At 67.5% G+C, this 16,384-nt stretch carries 15 protein-coding genes and 1 pseudogene; 6 read left to right on the top strand and 10 right to left on the bottom strand.

Features of this window, described 5'->3' with window-relative positions; all coding sequences use genetic code 11:
* Positions 1 to 9: 9 nt before the first annotated feature.
* On the top strand, positions 10 to 2,586 hold the full coding sequence (locus tag HNR61_RS44810; protein WP_182849248.1) for a helix-turn-helix domain-containing protein: 2,577 nt from the start codon (positions 10 to 12) through the stop codon (positions 2,584 to 2,586).
* A 315-nt stretch (positions 2,587 to 2,901) separates the two neighbouring features.
* Here HNR61_RS44810 and HNR61_RS44815 read toward each other — a convergent pair whose 3' ends face one another.
* The 3 genes from HNR61_RS44815 to HNR61_RS44825 all read right to left on the bottom strand — a co-directional run bounded on the left by HNR61_RS44815 (position 2,902) and on the right by HNR61_RS44825 (position 5,208).
* Positions 2,902 to 3,702 (bottom strand): SAM-dependent methyltransferase, encoded by an 801-nt coding sequence (locus tag HNR61_RS44815; RefSeq protein ID WP_182849249.1) that lies wholly within the window; start codon positions 3,700 to 3,702, stop codon positions 2,902 to 2,904.
* A 249-nt stretch (positions 3,703 to 3,951) separates the two neighbouring features.
* The gene (locus tag HNR61_RS44820) at positions 3,952 to 4,425 is read right to left on the bottom strand and encodes a hypothetical protein (protein WP_182849250.1); all 474 of its coding nucleotides are present in this window, start codon (positions 4,423 to 4,425) and stop codon (positions 3,952 to 3,954) included.
* 414 nt (positions 4,426 to 4,839) lie between these two features.
* Positions 4,840 to 5,208 (bottom strand): hypothetical protein, encoded by a 369-nt coding sequence (locus tag HNR61_RS44825; RefSeq protein ID WP_182849251.1) that lies wholly within the window; start codon positions 5,206 to 5,208, stop codon positions 4,840 to 4,842.
* A gap of 226 nt (positions 5,209 to 5,434) precedes the next feature.
* On the opposite strand from HNR61_RS44825, the pseudogene HNR61_RS50645 reads away from it, so the two are divergent.
* Positions 5,435 to 5,620: pseudogene (locus tag HNR61_RS50645) on the top strand (recombinase family protein); the annotation flags it as partial.
* 188 nt (positions 5,621 to 5,808) lie between these two features.
* On the opposite strand, the gene HNR61_RS44835 reads toward HNR61_RS50645, so the two are convergent.
* Together HNR61_RS44835 and HNR61_RS44840 are read right to left on the bottom strand one after the other, a co-directional pair.
* Positions 5,809 to 7,032, bottom strand: a complete 1,224-nt coding sequence (locus HNR61_RS44835) for an MFS transporter (protein WP_182849252.1) — start codon at positions 7,030 to 7,032, stop codon at positions 5,809 to 5,811.
* Complete coding sequence (locus HNR61_RS44840; protein ID WP_182849253.1) at positions 7,029 to 7,373, bottom strand: VOC family protein; 345 nt, start codon at positions 7,371 to 7,373, stop codon at positions 7,029 to 7,031. The genes HNR61_RS44835 and HNR61_RS44840 overlap by 4 nt, the downstream gene beginning before the upstream one ends.
* A 54-nt stretch (positions 7,374 to 7,427) precedes the next feature.
* On the opposite strand from HNR61_RS44840, the gene HNR61_RS44845 reads away from it, so the two are divergent.
* Together HNR61_RS44845 and HNR61_RS44850 are read left to right on the top strand one after the other, a co-directional pair.
* Positions 7,428 to 7,871: a MarR family winged helix-turn-helix transcriptional regulator gene (locus tag HNR61_RS44845; RefSeq protein ID WP_182849254.1), complete on the top strand. Its 444-nt coding sequence runs from the start codon at positions 7,428 to 7,430 to the stop codon at positions 7,869 to 7,871.
* Between the two features lie 211 nt (positions 7,872 to 8,082).
* Positions 8,083 to 8,268, top strand: coding sequence for a hypothetical protein (locus tag HNR61_RS44850; protein ID WP_182849255.1), 186 nt, complete (start codon positions 8,083 to 8,085; stop codon positions 8,266 to 8,268).
* A gap of 197 nt (positions 8,269 to 8,465) precedes the next feature.
* Here HNR61_RS44850 and HNR61_RS48915 read toward each other — a convergent pair whose 3' ends face one another.
* The 4 genes from HNR61_RS48915 to HNR61_RS44870 form a co-directional block, all read right to left on the bottom strand.
* A complete protein-coding gene (locus HNR61_RS48915; protein ID WP_182849256.1) occupies positions 8,466 to 8,654 on the bottom strand; it encodes a hypothetical protein in 189 nt (62 codons plus the stop codon).
* 508 nt (positions 8,655 to 9,162) lie between these two features.
* The gene (locus HNR61_RS44860; protein ID WP_182849257.1) at positions 9,163 to 9,579 is read right to left on the bottom strand and encodes a hypothetical protein; all 417 of its coding nucleotides are present in this window, start codon (positions 9,577 to 9,579) and stop codon (positions 9,163 to 9,165) included.
* A gap of 938 nt (positions 9,580 to 10,517) precedes the next feature.
* Entirely contained in the window at positions 10,518 to 11,357 is an 840-nt protein-coding gene (locus HNR61_RS44865) for a YwqG family protein (RefSeq protein WP_220510557.1), read from the bottom strand.
* A 296-nt stretch (positions 11,358 to 11,653) separates the two neighbouring features.
* A complete protein-coding gene (locus HNR61_RS44870) occupies positions 11,654 to 12,550 on the bottom strand; it encodes a transposase (RefSeq protein WP_182849259.1) in 897 nt (298 codons plus the stop codon).
* A gap of 1,248 nt (positions 12,551 to 13,798) precedes the next feature.
* On the opposite strand from HNR61_RS44870, the gene HNR61_RS44875 reads away from it, so the two are divergent.
* The gene (locus tag HNR61_RS44875; protein WP_182849260.1) at positions 13,799 to 14,149 is read left to right on the top strand and encodes a hypothetical protein; all 351 of its coding nucleotides are present in this window, start codon (positions 13,799 to 13,801) and stop codon (positions 14,147 to 14,149) included.
* A gap of 130 nt (positions 14,150 to 14,279) precedes the next feature.
* Here HNR61_RS44875 and HNR61_RS44880 read toward each other — a convergent pair whose 3' ends face one another.
* Positions 14,280 to 16,148 carry a hypothetical protein gene (locus HNR61_RS44880; protein ID WP_182849261.1) on the bottom strand — a complete coding sequence of 623 codons (1,869 nt, stop codon included), beginning with the start codon at positions 16,146 to 16,148 and terminating at the stop codon, positions 14,280 to 14,282.
* An 83-nt stretch (positions 16,149 to 16,231) separates the two neighbouring features.
* Here HNR61_RS44880 and HNR61_RS50650 point away from each other — a divergent pair.
* Positions 16,232 to 16,384 (top strand): transposase (locus HNR61_RS50650; protein ID WP_376770311.1); only part of this gene is annotated, 153 nt, incomplete at its 3' end.

Genomic DNA, 16,384 nt, shown 5'->3' on the forward strand with positions numbered 1-16,384 from the left:
AATCGCTGGATGACGACGACCGATCCGCGGCACATCACCACCCGGGCCGAACTGCGGGCCGCGCTGGAAGCGTTGTATGAGCAGCGTGGGCTCAGCTACAACGAGCTCGCGGCTCGGACCGATCGGAGCCCGGCGACCCTGCACGCCTTGGTGAAGGGGAAGAGCTTTCCCCGGTGGCCGACGTTGCGGGAGTTCTTGGTCGTCTGCGGGGTTCCCGAGGGTGCGCTCGGCGTCTGGCGCGCGGCGCACCGGCGGGCCGAGCGGGCCGGGGAGCCCGGACGGGATCCGCGGATGGAACAGGCCCGCGCCGAAGGATTGGTGCCGCTGCCCGGCCTGGGCGACGAACCGGTCGGCGCGCCGGTCGGCCTCCATGAGCCGGATCCGCGCCGCAGCCGGGTCCGGCGCGCCGTGTGGACCGTGCTCGCCGTGGTGGTCATGGTGCTGCCCGGCCGCCGCGGGAACATCGGGGAGCTGCGGCGCAGGCGCATGCTGCTGAGGGTGCGGCGCGCGATGGAGCGCATCGTGCGGGACGCCGAGACTCCGCGTTACATCACGCCCCGGTTCGTGCTGGTACGGGAGCAGCCCGTCTCTGGTGCCCGACGCCGTTCCCGCAGTGTCCGCCGCGCCGAACCGGTGCTGGTGCCCACTGGCGAGACCGACATCCGGCAGCTGTACGAGCAGGCTGACGAGGAACTGGTCGTGCTGGGTCTGGCCGGCATGGGCAAGACCGTCCAGCTGGCCAGGCTGACCCATGCGCTGGCCACCGAAGCTCTGGCGGAGATGGAGCGCTCGGGGCCGTCGGCGACGGGACCGATCCCGATCTACCTGAACCTGTCGTCCTACCGGAGCCAGCCGCTGGAGGAGTGGATGGCCACGGAGGTCGGCCGGTTCTACAACGGCGTGCCCGAGCGGCTGGTGCGGTCCTGGCTGGCCGCGGACCTGCTGGTGCCGATCTTCGACGGGCTGGACCAGGTGCCCGCGGCGCACCGCGGCGAGTGCGTCCGGCGGCTGCGTCGGCTGCGCGAGTCGTGCGCCGGGATCGTCGTGGGCTGCCGGTACGAGGAGCTGCCGCTGGTCCGCACGATCGACGCCGTGCTGCACGTCCAGGTCGCCGCGCCGAGCAGGGAGCAGGTCCAGGACTACCTGCTGGCCGACATCGAGGCCCTGGCCGACGTGCATGCCGCGCTGCAAGCCGACTCCGACCTGTGGCCGCTGCTGCAGTCGCCGCTGATGCTCAACGTCATCCACGGCGCCTACGCGGGCCGCACCGCCGTCGCTCTGCGCGAGCCCGGCCGCGACAACCACGACCGACAGGGCCTCATCCTGGACGCCTACCTGCGCCGCCGGCTGCTGGACGACCCGCCCGCCGGCCGCCACGGCGGTCCGCGTCAGGCGCTGACCTGGCTGACCTGGTTGGCGCGGGCCCTCTCCGACCGCGGCGAGGAGATCCTGTACCTGGACCGCCTGGACCTGGACTGGTTGTCGGCGCGGCAGCAGATCGTCACCCGCGTCATCAACCTCCAGACACCGCTGCTGCTCGGCGGCGTGTTGGTGCTGGCCTGGCTGACCGCGTTCGTGGCCCACGGGGACCTGTCCACCAGCCTCGGTGACGCCGCGCTGCTCTGGCTGGTCACCATGGTGGCGACGACCGCCCAGGCCATCACCGCCGAGAACCTCGACGAGACCATGCCCGCCAGGACCACCACGTGGGCGCGGCTGCCCGTCAAGGTCGCGGCGAACCTGCCGGTGATCCTGCTGGGCGGCGTCGTGCTGAGCGTCGTCGACTGGCACGCGCCGGGGGTCGTGGTGGTGCTACTGGGCTGGGCGTGGATGCAGTTCACCAGCACCGAGGACGTGTTCCGGTCGACCTTGCGTCCGGTCGAGGACATCCGGTGGACATGGCGGCCCCGAGAGCGGGTCATCGCCTCCACCCCGGGCCGGAACCTGGCCGTGCGGACCCTCATCTCGTTCGCCCTGGTGGCCGTGCTCAGTGCCCTGTGCATGTACCTGATGGGCCGTCTGTTCCCCGAGCCCGGCTGGTTGCCGCTGGTCGCCGCGCTGCTGCTGTGGAACGTCTACGTCTTCGGCAACGGTTTCGAGTCGTCCCTGCGCGACCGGCGTCCGCGCCCCAACGAGGGCATTCGCCGCTCGGTGCGCTTCGCGCTGGTCCACGGTGCCCTGACCGCCGCGGCCGTGACGGGGTTGCTGTCGGCCTTGGTCCTGTTGGCGGCCCCGGGCGCCAACGGGCCCACCGCTTGGCTGGTCGCGGGGTTCCTCGGCTCCCTCTACGGCCTGGCCCGCGGTCTTCGCTACGGTGGCCTCGCGGTCGTGCAGCACTGGGCCGTCCGGGCCCATCTCTCCCGCCAGGGGCACATTCCCCGGCGTTATCTGCGGTTCCTGACCGACTGCGAACGACGCATCATCGTGCGTCGCCTCGACAGCGGCTACTCGTTCCACCACCGCCTCATCCAGGACCACCTGTCCACCGACCCCGTCGCCCTGGCCCGCCGACTGGGTCTCGGCGCCGGTCCTGACATCGCCTCCGACGCTGACCGGCGGGCCGGCGCGACCACCCCGGCATCGTGAACGGCTGGGCGGCCACAAGCAACGCCGCCGGATCGCCCCCGGCCTCCAGGGTCGTCACCAGCCGCTTGGGCGTGCGCCGGAACAAGCAAGCTCCGCGCGGCGGGCACTTCCTGCGGAGATATCAGGATCCGCCGGAATCCGGCCGCTGCGCGTCCCTGATCCCTCGAACCGAGTGAAGACCGGATGTGAGCGGTCCAGCGGGCGCGCCCGCTGGACCGGCGGGGTGCAAGGGGGCCCATGAGCGACCGGCCCCATGCCCATGGCCGAAGCAGGGGACGATGGAGCCGACGACCTGGAGCGTGAGCCCGAACGCCATCAGGACTTGCGGCCGACACCGCCCGTCATGAAGCGGACATCGATGGTGCTGGCGTCCAGGACGGGCTCGTCGGGGCGCCAGAGCGGGAGCGGGACGAGGCCGGGCGGCAGGATCTCCAGGCCGTCGAAGAAGGCGGCCAGTTCGGCAGGGGTACGGACGCGGCCGGTGCCCAGCTGCTCCAGGAGCTGCTTTTCCAGCGCGACGGACTCGGGGGCGTCGCCCAGACGGGTGAAGTTGGTGATGAAGAAGAAGGAACCGCTGGGCACCGCGTCCCGCAGGGTCTGAACGATCCGGCCGGGTTCCTCCTCGTCGGCCAGGTGGTGCAGGATGCCGACGAGCATCACGCAGACGGGCCGCTCGAAGTCGATGAGCGCGCGGACCTCCGGACGGCCGAGCAGCGCGCCGGGCTGGCGGATGTCAGCGGTCACCACGGTGGTGTTGGCGTTGTCGGCCAGGATCGCGCGGCCGTGAGCCAGCACGATCGGGTCGATGTCGACGTACACCACGTGGGCCTGGGGATTGATCTCCTGGGCGACCTCATGGGTGTTGCGGACGGTCGGCAGTCCCGACCCCAGGTCCAGGAACTGGGTGATCCCCTCCTCCGCGGCGAGGTAGCGGACGACGCGGTGCAACATCGCGCGGTTGTGCAGGGCGATGTCCCGCAACTCCGGCATGATCGCGAGGCTGGCCTCGGCCACGGCCCGGTCCACCGCGTAATTGTCCTTGCCGCCGAGCATCACGTCATAGACGCGCGCCGCGGTCGGAACACCGGTGGGGATCTGAGGGGACGACTCGACCATATGCACCTCAAAGCTCAGAAAGATCTTGTGCGCATCGTAGCCTCGCCGAGTCGTCCAACGCGCGAAAACCCTTACTCCACAGACCTTCCAACTCCGACGGGTACCGCCGCGAGGGCGTGGCCCGCCGTCTCTAGCCGATACAGCGCAGCTCACGGCACCGGTCCGCCTTGAGGGCCGGCCCGCACCAGCGCGGGCCGGCCCTCGGGCGGACCGGCCGGAACGCCGCCGCGTTCCGGTGGGCCGGCAGGCTCAGCCGTAGTACTGGAACCAGAACTCGATGGTGTGCTTGCGGCCGACGGAGAGGAACACGCGGTACTCCGAGTGCCCGGCGTTGTGGATGCGCACGGTGCGGTACCTGCCGTCGCAGTTCCACCGGCCCTTCTTGGCGACCGCCCAGCCCAGGGCCGCGCGGCGCTTGTACTGCAGCTCGACCGTCAGCCGGGTGTCGTTGCCCCAGCAGCGGGCGTTGACCTGGATCACGCGCACGTGCCTCTTGCGCTTCCAGTTCTTGCTCCCCATGACCTTGGTCAGTTTCGACTTGTGCTGGATGGTCCTCCACTTGGCGGCCGCCGCGTCGGCGCCCGGCTGGACCGCGGCACCGGGCTGCGCCACGGCCGGGGTGAGGGTGGCGGGGGCCGCGTGAGCGGGGACCGGGGCCAGCGCCAGGGTCGTGGCGGCCGCGACGCCCAGTAGGCCGGCCCGGTTTGCGAGGGTGGTGCGCATGGATGCTCCCGAGATCGAGTGGACCGGCGGCGGTGGGTGCCGCCGGGTGCCACCGATCCTGACCAGCGGGAGCAGCGACCGGGTAGAGCCTGCCCGGTGCCCGGGACCGCGCGGGACGTCCCGGCCGCTGACCAGCCGCGGCACCCCGTCCCGCCGGGGCCGCGCGGGACGTCCCGGCGGCCGCTTGATCCCAGTGAGCTCAAGGCAACACTCACGCCCTGGTGCTCATCGTGGCGGCGACGGCGGCGGTGTTCGCGTTGATGCCGACCACGTTCCGGTTCTGAGCGAGGCTCACGGCACAACGCGCGGAAGGCGCGACCACCGGCCAGTGCCCCGCTGATCCGGGATGAGCTCATGCCGACCCCTGACCGACTTCCGCCGGAAGTCGGCGGAAGTGGTGGACTGCGCGGGCCCCTACCTCTCGCGGCGGGTGGCGGACGCCTCCCGGTGCTCCCACGGGGAGATGCCTGCGTTCTCGCACCCCACGGTGGCCCGGCTGATCGCGGTGAACTCCGAAGCGCAGCTCAGCGTCGAGGTCGTGGCCGGCCTGGTTCGCGGCTGCGGGGCGATGAAGCCGAGCAGGCACGGTGGGTGCGCGCCTACCGCCTGCTCAAGGCGGTAGGCGCGCCCGGCCGTGCGGACCTCGGCGACCCGGTCGGTCACATAGGTGCGGGCCAGCCGGAACACCGCCGCAGCGACCGTGTCGGCCATCGCGGTGACGACCTGGCGACCAGTGGGGCCGGTGCCGGTCGCGGCGACCCCCTCAAGCCCGGGGCCGACCACGACCTGGCCGTGGTCATCGGTCTCGCCGTGCCGTCGATCCAGGTGACGATGAGCCGGTGGCCGTCACGCGGCAGGTCCTTGGCCGTCAGCCGCTCGGCCCGCGGGGCCGGTTGACCAGCCGGGCGGCGGTGGCGAGCAGACCGAGGCATACGGGAAGTTCGCCGAGGAGCTGACGAGGTCTGGGCTGGAGCGGTTCCTCTTCCTGGATGAGGCCGACACCTTCAAGATCACCCGGCTGTCCCGATCAGTCCAGCAGCTGGTCGACCTCGGCGCCAACCTCAGAACACGCGAGCTCGACCTGTCTGTCATCGAGCGAGGTATCGACACCAGCACCGCCGAAAGCCGGTTCATGTTCGGCATGCTCTCGGTCCTGGCCGAACCGCAACGCGAGCTCATCATCGCCAACACCAACGACGGCTACGACGTCCGCGTCACGACCGTCCAGCAGATCGCTGACCTGTTCGGCGTCTCCGCTCCACCATCTATGGGCATCTCGATAAGCACGTCACCGTGCTCTGCCGGCCGCAGACAACCCCGGCCGACGCCGTCGCTGACACCCTCGGCCGCTTCGCCCTGGTGTGCTGATCCCTCATGGCACCCCTACCGGGAATACTCGGGTTCGGCGGCCGAGATTTTCGCCTGCTTGCCGACTCGCGCCTCGGCGAAGGTGACCGCGGTGGCCAGCAGCGCCAGGACGGCCGCGGGAACGCCGAGCAGGGTGATGGAGAGCCGGTCTTGGGACAGGCCGCCAAGTGCGCCTCCTATCGCGACGCCGACGTAGATCGCGGAGGAGTTGAGGCCGAAGAGCAACGGGGCCGAGGCGGGCGCGATGGTCACCAGCCGGTGTTGCTGCACCACCGAGGCCATTCCGTCGGTGGCTCCCCAGATGGCGGCCCAGACGGTGGCGATGATCAGGTGGCCGACCGTGAGCGGACTGATCGCGAGCAGCACGGTGCCGCCGGCGAGTGCGGCGAGCGAGCCTCCGAGCGCTGGCAGCTTGTCTGCCAGGTAGCCGGCGAGGAAGTTGCCGGCCAGGACTCCGACCCCCCAGGCGAACAGGATCATGGTGAGCGCCTGCGGGAATGATCCTGTGGTGGCCTCGGCGGTCATCGCGCCGATGTAGGTGTAGACGGCGTAGTGGCCGGCCATCACCAGCAGCGTCGCCATCAAGATGGTGAGCACCTTGGTCTGGCGCAGCGGAGCCAGGCGTGCGGTCAGGCTCATCGCAGGCAACGTCACCTTGGGCAGCGACACCGAGATGCCGATGGCGGCAACGACGCCCAGTGCGGCGACGGTCCACAGGGTGAGGCGCCAATCGACGCTGCCGATCAAGTTGCCCAGTGGCATGCCCAGCGCGGTGGACAGGGTCAATCCACCGATGACCAGCGCCATCGCACGGCCCCGGCGTTCTTCGGGCGTGATCGCGACGGCTGCGCTGGAGGCGGAGGCCGTGATCGAAGCGGCACCAAGGGCGGTGAGGATCCGAGCCGCCAGCGCGATCGGATAGTTCGGGCTGAGCGCGGTCGCGAGGTTGCCCAGGACGAACACGATGAGCGCCAGCTGCAGAGCCGTGCGGCGGTCCAGCGGACTCAGCAGCCAGCTCGACACCGGCGCCGCGACAGCGAGGGTCAGCGCGAACACCGTCACCAGCTGCCCGGCGGCGGGGATGCCCACCTCAAGGTCGGCGGCGATGGCCGGCAAGAGCCCGGCCATCACGAAGGCGTCGGTGCCGACCGCGAAGGTGGCCAACGCCAGCGGAAGCAGCGGCCTCACCAGGTGCCGGCTCCCGGCGGCCTCGGGCCGCCCGGCATCGGTGCGGTTCAAGCGCGGTCTCCCGCCTCTTGGGACAGGCTGAACTCCACGCCCTGGTCATCGGTGCAATGGGCGTAGGCCCCGGACGGGATCGTCACGGGATCCTGTGCCGTGCCGCCCAGTTCGCGCACCCGGGTGACAGCGGCTTCGATGTCGTCGACGGCGAAGAAGATCCGCGGGTGTCGCGACGAATCGTCGTGCGGTGCGCCGCCCATCGGCTCGGATCCCTGGATCATCGAGTAGCCCGGGAAGTTGCCCTCGTGGAACGTCCAGCCGAACAGCGAGCCCCAGAACCGTCGGGTCGCTGCGATGTCGCTGCTCGGTACCTCGAAGTACGTGACGTTTCCGTTCATGACCCCACCTCCTATGTCAGTGTGCTGACATCGACCGTATGTCAGAATGCTGACATGGAGCAAGAGGTGGTCGGTGATCTGGAGCTGTCCGTGGGCTACGTCCTCAAGCAGGTGCACGCCGCGCTGCGCACCGCGATGGACGAAGCCCTGCGGCCACTGGACCTGACCGTTCCCCAATACGCGTGCCTGGAGCTGCTCGGCCAGACCCCCGGGCTGTCCAACTCCGAACTCGCCCGCCGCGCCTTCGTCACCCGCCAGTCGATGAACCTCGTCCTACGCCGGCTGCAAGAACGCGGCCTGCTCACCCGGCCCGATCAGGCACCCCACGGGCGCGCGCTGCCGAGCGAACTCACCCAGGACGGTCACGCGATGCTGCGCGAGGCCAGCATGGCCGTCCGCGCCGTCGAAAAGCAGCTGTTCTCACCCTTGTCCCGACAGCAGCAGCTCCGACTACGCGAGGACCTCACCGAATGCCTCGCCTCTTCCCCCACAAGCTAGCCCCGCACCTGACAGAACCACGGCGTCACACCACCGATGTCGAAACTGGCCGCCATGCCCCAGCAGGGATCTGTCCTGGTGTCGAACCCCATCGGCAAACGGTGTCGGTTCTGACCGGCAGCCCAACGGCCCGTGGACACCGACCCCAAGCCGGCCAGCATCCGTCAGGAGTTGGTGGGGGTTCGGTGAGGAGATCGCCTACGTCATCCGGTTGACCAGCGGGGACAAGCCGTTGGTCGGTAGCCCGACCTGGGAACCGCTTTCGACCGATGAGGCCCTGGACCAGATCGAGGGCATTCTCAGCGAGCGGTTCTCGTTGCTCACCTCGATCACGGTGGGGGTTCAATCCACTTCGGACGGCCGGTGGCTGGTCTGCATGACCGGCAACGCGCGCTGACCTGCCGCCCACGTTGACGGCTCAGCGGCTGGCCTCACGGCTGCTGCCGGGCCTCCGTTTGGGCCTGGGTCAGGGGCTTGTGCGCGACACCGACCGAGATGCCGGCGCCGGCGGCGATGGTGCGGATGGATTCGCCGCGCGCGGCGGACCAGGATCGCGGCGCGCTTGTCGTCATCGACCACCGGGCGGCGGGCGGCCTACAGGCCGTCGCTGGTCGTGCGGACGATGTCGCGGCGCCGGTCTCCTGGCAGCGCCAGGATCAGGGAGCGTTCGGTGTGCTGGCCGGCCGCGATGCCTTCCAGCACCTTGACCGCGATGCCGCGCTGGAACAGGTCGTTCAGGACGATGAGCCCTTCCAGCAGGTTGCGCTCTTGGACGCACAGCATGTCGCCGTCGCGGATGTGCGCCTGTGGACCCGTCCCTCCCCGCCACCGCCGTCCAGACCCTGCCGGAACACCCCGCGCTGGCCCCTCCCTCGTCCCCATATAGCCTCCAGTTCGATCCGCTGTTCCATGGCTCCGCTCTGTGCCAGGGACTGCCACGATCGACGGGTCAAACTGGCGACCTTAAAGAGACCGACGAGGCCAAGGCGCTGCCCGACACGCTGCGCTGCGCAACCTGTAGGTGGCTGAAAGATTCCGCCTCTATGAGGACTATCTCAAGCCAGGCGACGGCAAGATCCCTACGGCGGGGTCACGCTGACCGCAGTGGAAGTCGAGGACCAGCCGTTCGCTCCGCTGTTTGAGGGACCCGGCGTCCGGTACATCATTCCGCCGGTCGTGCTGGACGCTCCGGGGTGCCGGTGGAAGGGCGCGAGCTCTCGCTGCCGCCGCCGACAGCGGCGCCGACGTCACTGTGCCGTGCGTGACCGGGGCGGTGGGGTTCCGGCGTTTCTCAGTCCCAGTAGTTGAACAGCGCTTCGCCCAGTGTGGCGGGCTTCCAGTAGGTGATGTCGCTCGGCAGGACATGGGGCCAGGACGTGGCGTCGAAGGGGCCGTTCAATTCCGAGGGGATGAACACTCGAAACCCCGGTTCCTCGGCCAGGGCGGCCGTAAGCGCGGGGACATCGACAAAGGTCAGTGGACCTGATTCCGCGGCGCCGTCGGCGAAGTCGATGATTCGAGGCTCCGCGACGGCCAGTACCGCCAAGTCGCGGGAACAGACCACCGCGACAGTGTGATCGCGGTAAGCGATGAGCCCCTGGTGGAAGTTCGGTATCGCCCCCTCAGCGAGGCGGAACTCGACCGCCTGGCCACCGGTGCGACGGGTGACTGCGTAACAGGTACGCCGGAACTCGCGGATGCTCACCATCGGGTGAAGATATCCGCTGGGTGCGGTACGAACGCGGGGAGTCAGTGAGCTGGGTGGATGCCCCGCCAAATCCGCTCTACGCCGGACCCGAGTTGCCCCCTCCCCTGCAGATGCCGTGGCGCAGCCAAAACCGTCACCGATCGAACGCACACCATAGCCATTCGGTGCTGCGGCGACCCACTCCGTCCAGAGCTCCTTGGGACATCCCTCTGACGCCTGGCGGCGTGGGCCATGTTCGAGAGGAGGCCGGACCAGACCGCCGTCGACTATCCATCGCACCTACCGCACCGACGCCATCGGCCGCCCCCGACGCGCCAGCCTCACCACCCTGCCCCAGCGCACCTCACCCGCTCACCGTGCAAGACCACCGTGGGCGCCTGGCGACCGCCCGGCTACCAGGGCGGCCACCTGATCGCCGCCACCCTGCGCGGGGCATCCGAGCACTACAACCCGGTCCCCATACAGGGCAACCAGATCAACCAAGGACTGATGAAGCCATCGAGAACGGCACCAAACGCTGCCTGACCCGCGCCGCGGTCACCTCCGTGGTCCCGACCCTCATCCAGGTCGACACGCTCTCCCACGCCCGCAACCCGTCGTACCCTTCACCGCCTCCTTCCACAACACCACCTACCAGCCCGCCGGCTACACCCGCCTACGCAACGAGATCCGCGCCAAACTCACCCGCAGCGGCTGCCGACCCCCACTCTCGACCCCGTCCGGCCCCCTGGCACGCCGCAGCCGCCGACGGCAGGGTGATCGACCAGCCGGGTGCGCGCCGCCCACCCCTACGGCCACCCCCAACGTTGGGATGCCTGCACACCTGCTGTGCGGGTAATCGTTAGCACGTCAGGGGCCGCCGATAACTACGGGCTCCCGTGGCTGCCGGTGGGTGTGATCGACCGGTGAGATGACGGCCCTGCCCGGCGGTCAAACGGTCATCCGTCGCTCCAGGACAGGACCGGTCTGCCCCAGCACTCATGGCAGATCGCCACAAACAGACTTCCGGCGTCTCCCACCCGAAGCCCGGTCACGGCACCAGGCCGTCGTTCCGGTTCTTCCACCGGATCCCATGTCTGGTGCGACCCACCCTCAGACTCCGAGGTGGCGATGGTCAGCAGGTGGTCCGTCAGATGCCCCTGGTAGCAGCGCTGCCACAGCGGGTCCTGGGCGAATCTGATCCACCCGCCGACCTTGGTACCCGGCGCCACCGACAGGTGGTAGAAGTAACTCCACCGGCCGGTTCGCCCCCAGGCATAGAGGCGCTCGCGCAGCTGTTCGGGCAGGTCTTCGGGATGGGGGTATTCCACCACCCGCTCGGGGCTGACCGTGCACGGTCGCAGCAGGAAGTCCTCCTGGCTACCGGGCGATGGGGCCGGGATGTCGCTGAGCGGGTGGTCGACCTCCTCGGCCAGCCGCCACCGCACGCTCACCTCGGGGTAGAAGGTCGCGTGCGGTATCGGGCACCACAGCAACTGCAAGACATCGGCGTCGGGAAAGAAGGGCAGTTCGGGCACGTCACGCTGGTACAGCTGCGCGGCGGCCACCAGCGCGACCGGCTCGCGGTGCCAGGGCTGGCCCTCGTGCCCGGAATCCATGCGAAAGCCCTCGCACACCGGCCAGGGCTCATCGGCCGGCCACAGCAGCGGGCCGCCCACCGAACTGTCATGCACGCCCACCGCCCCGGGCCGTGGATGCAACCGCACCGTGGTCCGCGCATAGGCGGCCAGCTCGGGAAACACCGCGGCGATGTCGACCGGCTTGGACGGAGTGGTCAACCTCATCCATCCTCCCGGGCGACGAAGTGATCATCGTTGGTCATACCGCAATCATGACCACCGGGTGTGACGTTCCAGATCCTGGAGACCGATGGGGTTTTCTAATTCGGTGTTAGCGGTTCCGGTGTGGCGAGAGATCCGGACCTGGACCGTCTGGGTTCGGGGTGGGACGCCTTGGGGTTTCCTGGCCGTCGACGCCTCTTTTGAGAGCGGCGACTGCCCCGTGCTCATGGTGGCGGTGGCCTCGTGGACGCCGGATGGACACCTAGATCGTTGATGGGAAATGTTGGTGCTGGTCAGTGGTCGTAGGCGGTCAGTGAGCGTTTGACGGGCTGGTCGGTGAGCCAGTTGTGCCAGATGGCGGCGTTGAGCGCCACGATGGGTTGGCTGATGCGGGCCCACAAACCTTCGGTGGTGCGGGCGTGGTGGCGTTCCAGGCCCAGTTGGTTCTTCAGCGTCCAGATGACCGCCTCGATGCGCTGGCGCAGCCAGGCGGGAAAAGCGTGACCAGGACTGGGGTGCGGCTCATCGTGGCGGCGCGGGCGGATCAACCGGTATCCCAGCCGCGCCGCGGCCGCCTGGATGCCCGCCCCGGCAAAGCCCTTGTCGCACACGATCGGGCACGGCCCCTCGGCGGGCGGGCGCACCTGCAGCAGATGCAGTGCTTGCTTGCGTTCGTCCAGTTCCTTGGGGTGGGCCAGGCTGAACGCCGTCACCGCACCGTCGGCGGTGGTGACCAGCATCAGCTTGGCACCCCAGGAGAAGGCGTGATGGGAGGTGTCATGGCCGTAACCGGCGATCTCGCCCAGGCTGGAGCGGTTCACCGTGACCCGGGAGGCGCCGCAGCGTACCGGGGTGCCATCCATCAGCCGCAGCCGCTCGTGCCAGGTGGGGGTGGCCCGAGCCAGCCAGCAGGCCACCGCCACCCACACCGGCCCCAGATCACGCAGGTGCCGGTTGTACTGGGCCTGACACGGCAGCCGGGGGAACAGGTGCCCGATCCGGGCCGGGGCCAGGCGCAGCCAATGGCGCTCGGCGTCACAGCCCAGCAGCACCTGGGCGACCGCGACACAGACCAACTCGGCATCAGTCAACACCGAAGGCCGGCCCCGTCCGCACCGCCGCGTTGGCAGGACGTGGTCGTCCAGGTGGACGTAGAGTGCGGTCACAAGGGCGTCCAGGTTTGTTTTCACACACCGACCATGGGCGCCCTTCCCCATGCCCGCACCCGGCTCAGCGATTTCCCATCAACGATCTAGGTGAGGTGCTGTGGACGGTGACGGTGGGCGACAGCGGCAGGCAGACGGTCGAATCTGCGGCCGCATGTGGGGACCACACTGTTCGGGCTGCTGGCTCTGGAGTTGGACGCGGTGGATACCTGCCTACCCAGGAGCCGGCACGCGACCTGGGCATGCGCGGTTTTGAGGATCATTCTGCATGTGCAGATGAAAAAGCCACTGGCGGTCACGGTCGCCGACCGCTTCGACGATGACTGTGCCCGCGCCGAGGCCAGGTGGGTGCTGGCTGCGCGAGTGCAGCTCAGACGAGTGGTTCGATGATCGAATTGTGTCGCATGGATCTCACAGAGCCGGATGGTGGACTCTCGCTCTCCAGCCTGAAGTTAGGTGACCGTGTGACGAAGCCGAAACGGTCGTGACTGTAGGTCAGGATCCGGTCCTGGTGTTCTTGCCTGTTGGTTTTGGGTTCCATAGCGGCGGGCTGGGCTTGGATTTGACGCCTTTGCGCAGGAACTCCTCGGTGATGCGCCAGGTGGCACCTTGACACAGCGGAGGGCCATAGATGGCGGCGCGACCGTCTTCGGTCTCGGCGTAGAGATAGCGATCGTGAGGAGTAGAGGCAGATTCGCACCGGGGACTCAAAAACGAGTCTTGTCCGCCAGGGGGGATCTCCCGATCGAGGGCCCGAGTACCGGGTGGGCACGTGTTTCCTGAGGTCCAGCACCAGCCGTCACCACTGGGCGCGCGCATGTGGATCCTGATACGCACAACGTGTTGACTTTAATTGCTGGCTATTACGACATTGCGAGTACGGTCGGGTTCGCTGTGGCGCCCCAACCACATGAAGAGGGCGACGGCTGCGGGGAGTGACAGAAATAGCAGAATCACAAGTGCGCATCCGATGTTCTGTCGGTTCTGACGCATGAGGCCACCTTCAGGACGGAGACGACTCTCAGAGGATTTGCGTTTGCCAGAAGCCGCCTCAGGTTGTGATTGGAGAGACGCCATCGATTGGCCTTGAATACGATCAGCCAGTCACCAATGCCGCGAACTCGGGTTTGATGGCACCGTATGGTTCTGAGTTGTAGGTCAGGACGTGGGGGTGGCGCCCTTTTTTGTCGGTTTTGGGTTCCATAGCGGTGGGCTGGGTTTGGGCTTGACGCCTTTGCGCAGGGACTCCTCGGTGATGCGCCAGGTGGCACCTTGGCACAGCGGAGGGCCATAGATGGCGGCGCGACCGTCTTCGGTCTCGGCGTAGAGATAATGTTCCTGAGGGGTAGAAGTAGTGCCGCATGGACGGCCCAGAAATTGGTCTTTCCCGCCGGGGAGAATCTCCCGGTCAAGAAACCGGGTACCGGGCGGGCACTTGATTCCTTTGGTCCAACACCACCCATCGCTGCCGTCAGGTGGGCGCGTATGGATCCTGATGCGTACGGCGTGTTGGCTTTCATTGATGGCTTTAACGGAAAGCTCACTTCCGTCGGTTTCACCGTGACGCCCCAGCCACCTGAGAGAGAAGACATAGATCGGAAATACGAGAAACATAAGAAATAGCAGGGCCACAAGTATGCATCCGAGGTTTTGCCATTTTTGACGCACGAGACCGTTCCCGATGATGGGACGGCCCCGGCGGGTTCATGCCTGCTGGGGCCGTCCATGTTTGTCCTTGGGTCAGATGTTAGTGCTAGCGGTTGGCTTTGAACACGGTCAGCCAGTCAACGATGCCAACGGACCGTGGGTTGATGTTGGTGATCAACAGGGTGGCCATGGTGCACTCGCCACCGAGTTTCACATCGAACAAACCGACCCGGTTGGGCTTGACCCATGGCTGGTCGGGGCCGCACCGCTTGCCGATCTTCTTCCAGGTGACCAGGGTGGCCACGATGTCTCCAGGCCACTGTTGAACGTTGAGGTCGACCTGGAAGTCACGGGACGGCATACCTTGTAGTGCCACCAGGTCGATGTAGTAGGTTCCGCCTCCGTTCACCCCGACCTGGCCGCTGGCGTATCCACTGTTGTCGAGGGTGATGGTGCTGCGACACGGGCGAGGGAGGTCAGACAACGGATCGCTCGTACTTGGCTCGGTGGCCAGATACCTGTCGCACCACTGTGGGATATCGGGATTTTGGTAGCGCCATCCGTCGTTGGGATCCTGGTCGGCCGATGGCTTGCACAGAATCTGGTTGGCGGTGGCGAAGGTCTTCAGTTCCTTCTCCCAGCTGGCGCCAAGGCCGCCGAGTCTGTCCTCGATTGCGGAGCGGGGTTGGCCGCTCAGGGTGCGATCAAGGCCTTCCCATATGTGGCGGATCACTACGGTGCCGAAGCGTTCGGACAGGTACTCGGGGAACAGGAATGCGCCGTACTGCCGGGGTTCTCCGAACCCGTTCCACTTGTCCAGGTAGTCGTTGGGGCGGCCCAGGAACTCGTCGATGTGACGGGCGTAGAAGTATCGGTCCACGGTGGTACTGGACTTCGGATCTGCGCGCAGGGTGAACTGTGATGCCCATTCGGCGGCGGCTTCCATCCACCATTGGATGTTGATGTTGTTCAGCATCCAAGATCGCCCCGAAATATACTGGAACTGCGCTGCATGGAAAAGCTCATGCCGCGGCAGATAGAAAGGTCCCGCTTTTTCTCCCAGAAAAAGTTTTTGGGTACCGAACCTGATGATGCTCGTAAACGGTTCGGCGAACCCTCCCTCTGCGCTCACGAAGGGATGCCCGACGTACACTTTGGTCTTGTCGGGAAGTGCGTACCCCATCTGCGTGATGTAATAGTTCCTGGCGTGATCGAGAGAATCCATGATTCTCTCGATCTTGTCCGGGTAGAGGTTTTTGTCGGCATCGGTGAGATCGTCGATGGCGCGGTCGCCTTCGATATTCCAGAAGACCTCGAAGTGCTGGCTGCTGAAACCGCATCGGTAGGTCTTGCCCATATACCATGCTGCTAGTGTTCCGCAGCCGGCCCAGGGATCCTGCGCCGTACGCTTTGGTGCGCGGGTCTGCCCCACCGGAGGTGTGCTGGCCGCTTGGTGCAGTGCCTGGACCTTCTCCTTTGGCAGTTTGGCCAGCGCGGCCGTCAGCATTCCGGTCAGCAGGGACAACTGCTGTTCGGAGAGAGCGGCAGTATCGCGGTATTTGGTGGGAAGGTCCACGTCCTTGATGCCGGCGCCGAGCTTCTCATACCCGTACTCGGCGAACGTGTCGTGGCCGAGGGTGCCGTTTTGGTAGTCGGTGAGCAGTTGCTTCAGCCCGGCGGGCAGCCCGGTGGGCAGTGGTTCGGGCACGGTGACGACGAACTGCTGCCATGCCGACCAGGTAGTGGAGTAGTGGGTGCCGTCGTAGGCGCTGGTGCGGAATTTGTAGGTCTTGCCGTCTTGGAGGGTCCCGGCGGAGATCTTCACCTCGGCCGGTTTGCCGGGGTCAACGAACGCCGATAGGAACACCCCGTCGGGTTGGGGCGCGGTGATGGGCTTGTTGGTGGCGGTGTCGTACACCTGGAACGAGCCGCGCACCTTGTCGCCGTCGCGGTCGGTGAAGGTGTCGCGCAGCACCGCCTCAGGGGTGTAGACCTGCCAGATCCCGCCTTCGGCTCGCCACGGCGGTCCGGACCGGAGACCTCGTGCCCACCCTAGCGGTGACGAGGCGGTTTGACCTGACCGAGGCGCAGTGGGCCATCCTGGAATCGCTGCTGCCCACCCCCAAAGGCCCAGGTCGCCCGCCGCAGTGGACCAAACGCCAGCTCATCGACGGCATCGGCTGGCGAGTGCGAGTCGGGGCGCCCTGGCGG

Source organism: Actinomadura kijaniata (assembly GCF_014138665.1).
In the GTDB taxonomy this organism is placed as follows: Bacteria; Actinomycetota; Actinomycetes; order Streptosporangiales; family Streptosporangiaceae; genus Spirillospora; species Spirillospora kijaniata.

Excerpts from the sequence above, each read along its gene's own strand:
- HNR61_RS48915 (WP_182849256.1), bottom strand. The coding sequence starts at position 8,654 with ATGCTGTGCGTCCAAGAGCGCAACCTGCTGGAAGGGCTCATCGTCCTG.
- HNR61_RS44845 (WP_182849254.1), top strand. The coding sequence starts at position 7,428 with ATGGAGCAAGAGGTGGTCGGTGATCTGGAGCTGTCCGTGGGCTACGTC.
- HNR61_RS44860 (WP_182849257.1), bottom strand. The coding sequence starts at position 9,579 with ATGGTGAGCATCCGCGAGTTCCGGCGTACCTGTTACGCAGTCACCCGT.
- HNR61_RS44810 (WP_182849248.1), top strand. The coding sequence starts at position 10 with ATGACGACGACCGATCCGCGGCACATCACCACCCGGGCCGAACTGCGG.
- HNR61_RS44820 (WP_182849250.1), bottom strand. The coding sequence starts at position 4,425 with ATGCGCACCACCCTCGCAAACCGGGCCGGCCTACTGGGCGTCGCGGCC.
- HNR61_RS44815 (WP_182849249.1), bottom strand. The coding sequence starts at position 3,702 with ATGGTCGAGTCGTCCCCTCAGATCCCCACCGGTGTTCCGACCGCGGCG.
- HNR61_RS44840 (WP_182849253.1), bottom strand. The coding sequence starts at position 7,373 with ATGAACGGAAACGTCACGTACTTCGAGGTACCGAGCAGCGACATCGCA.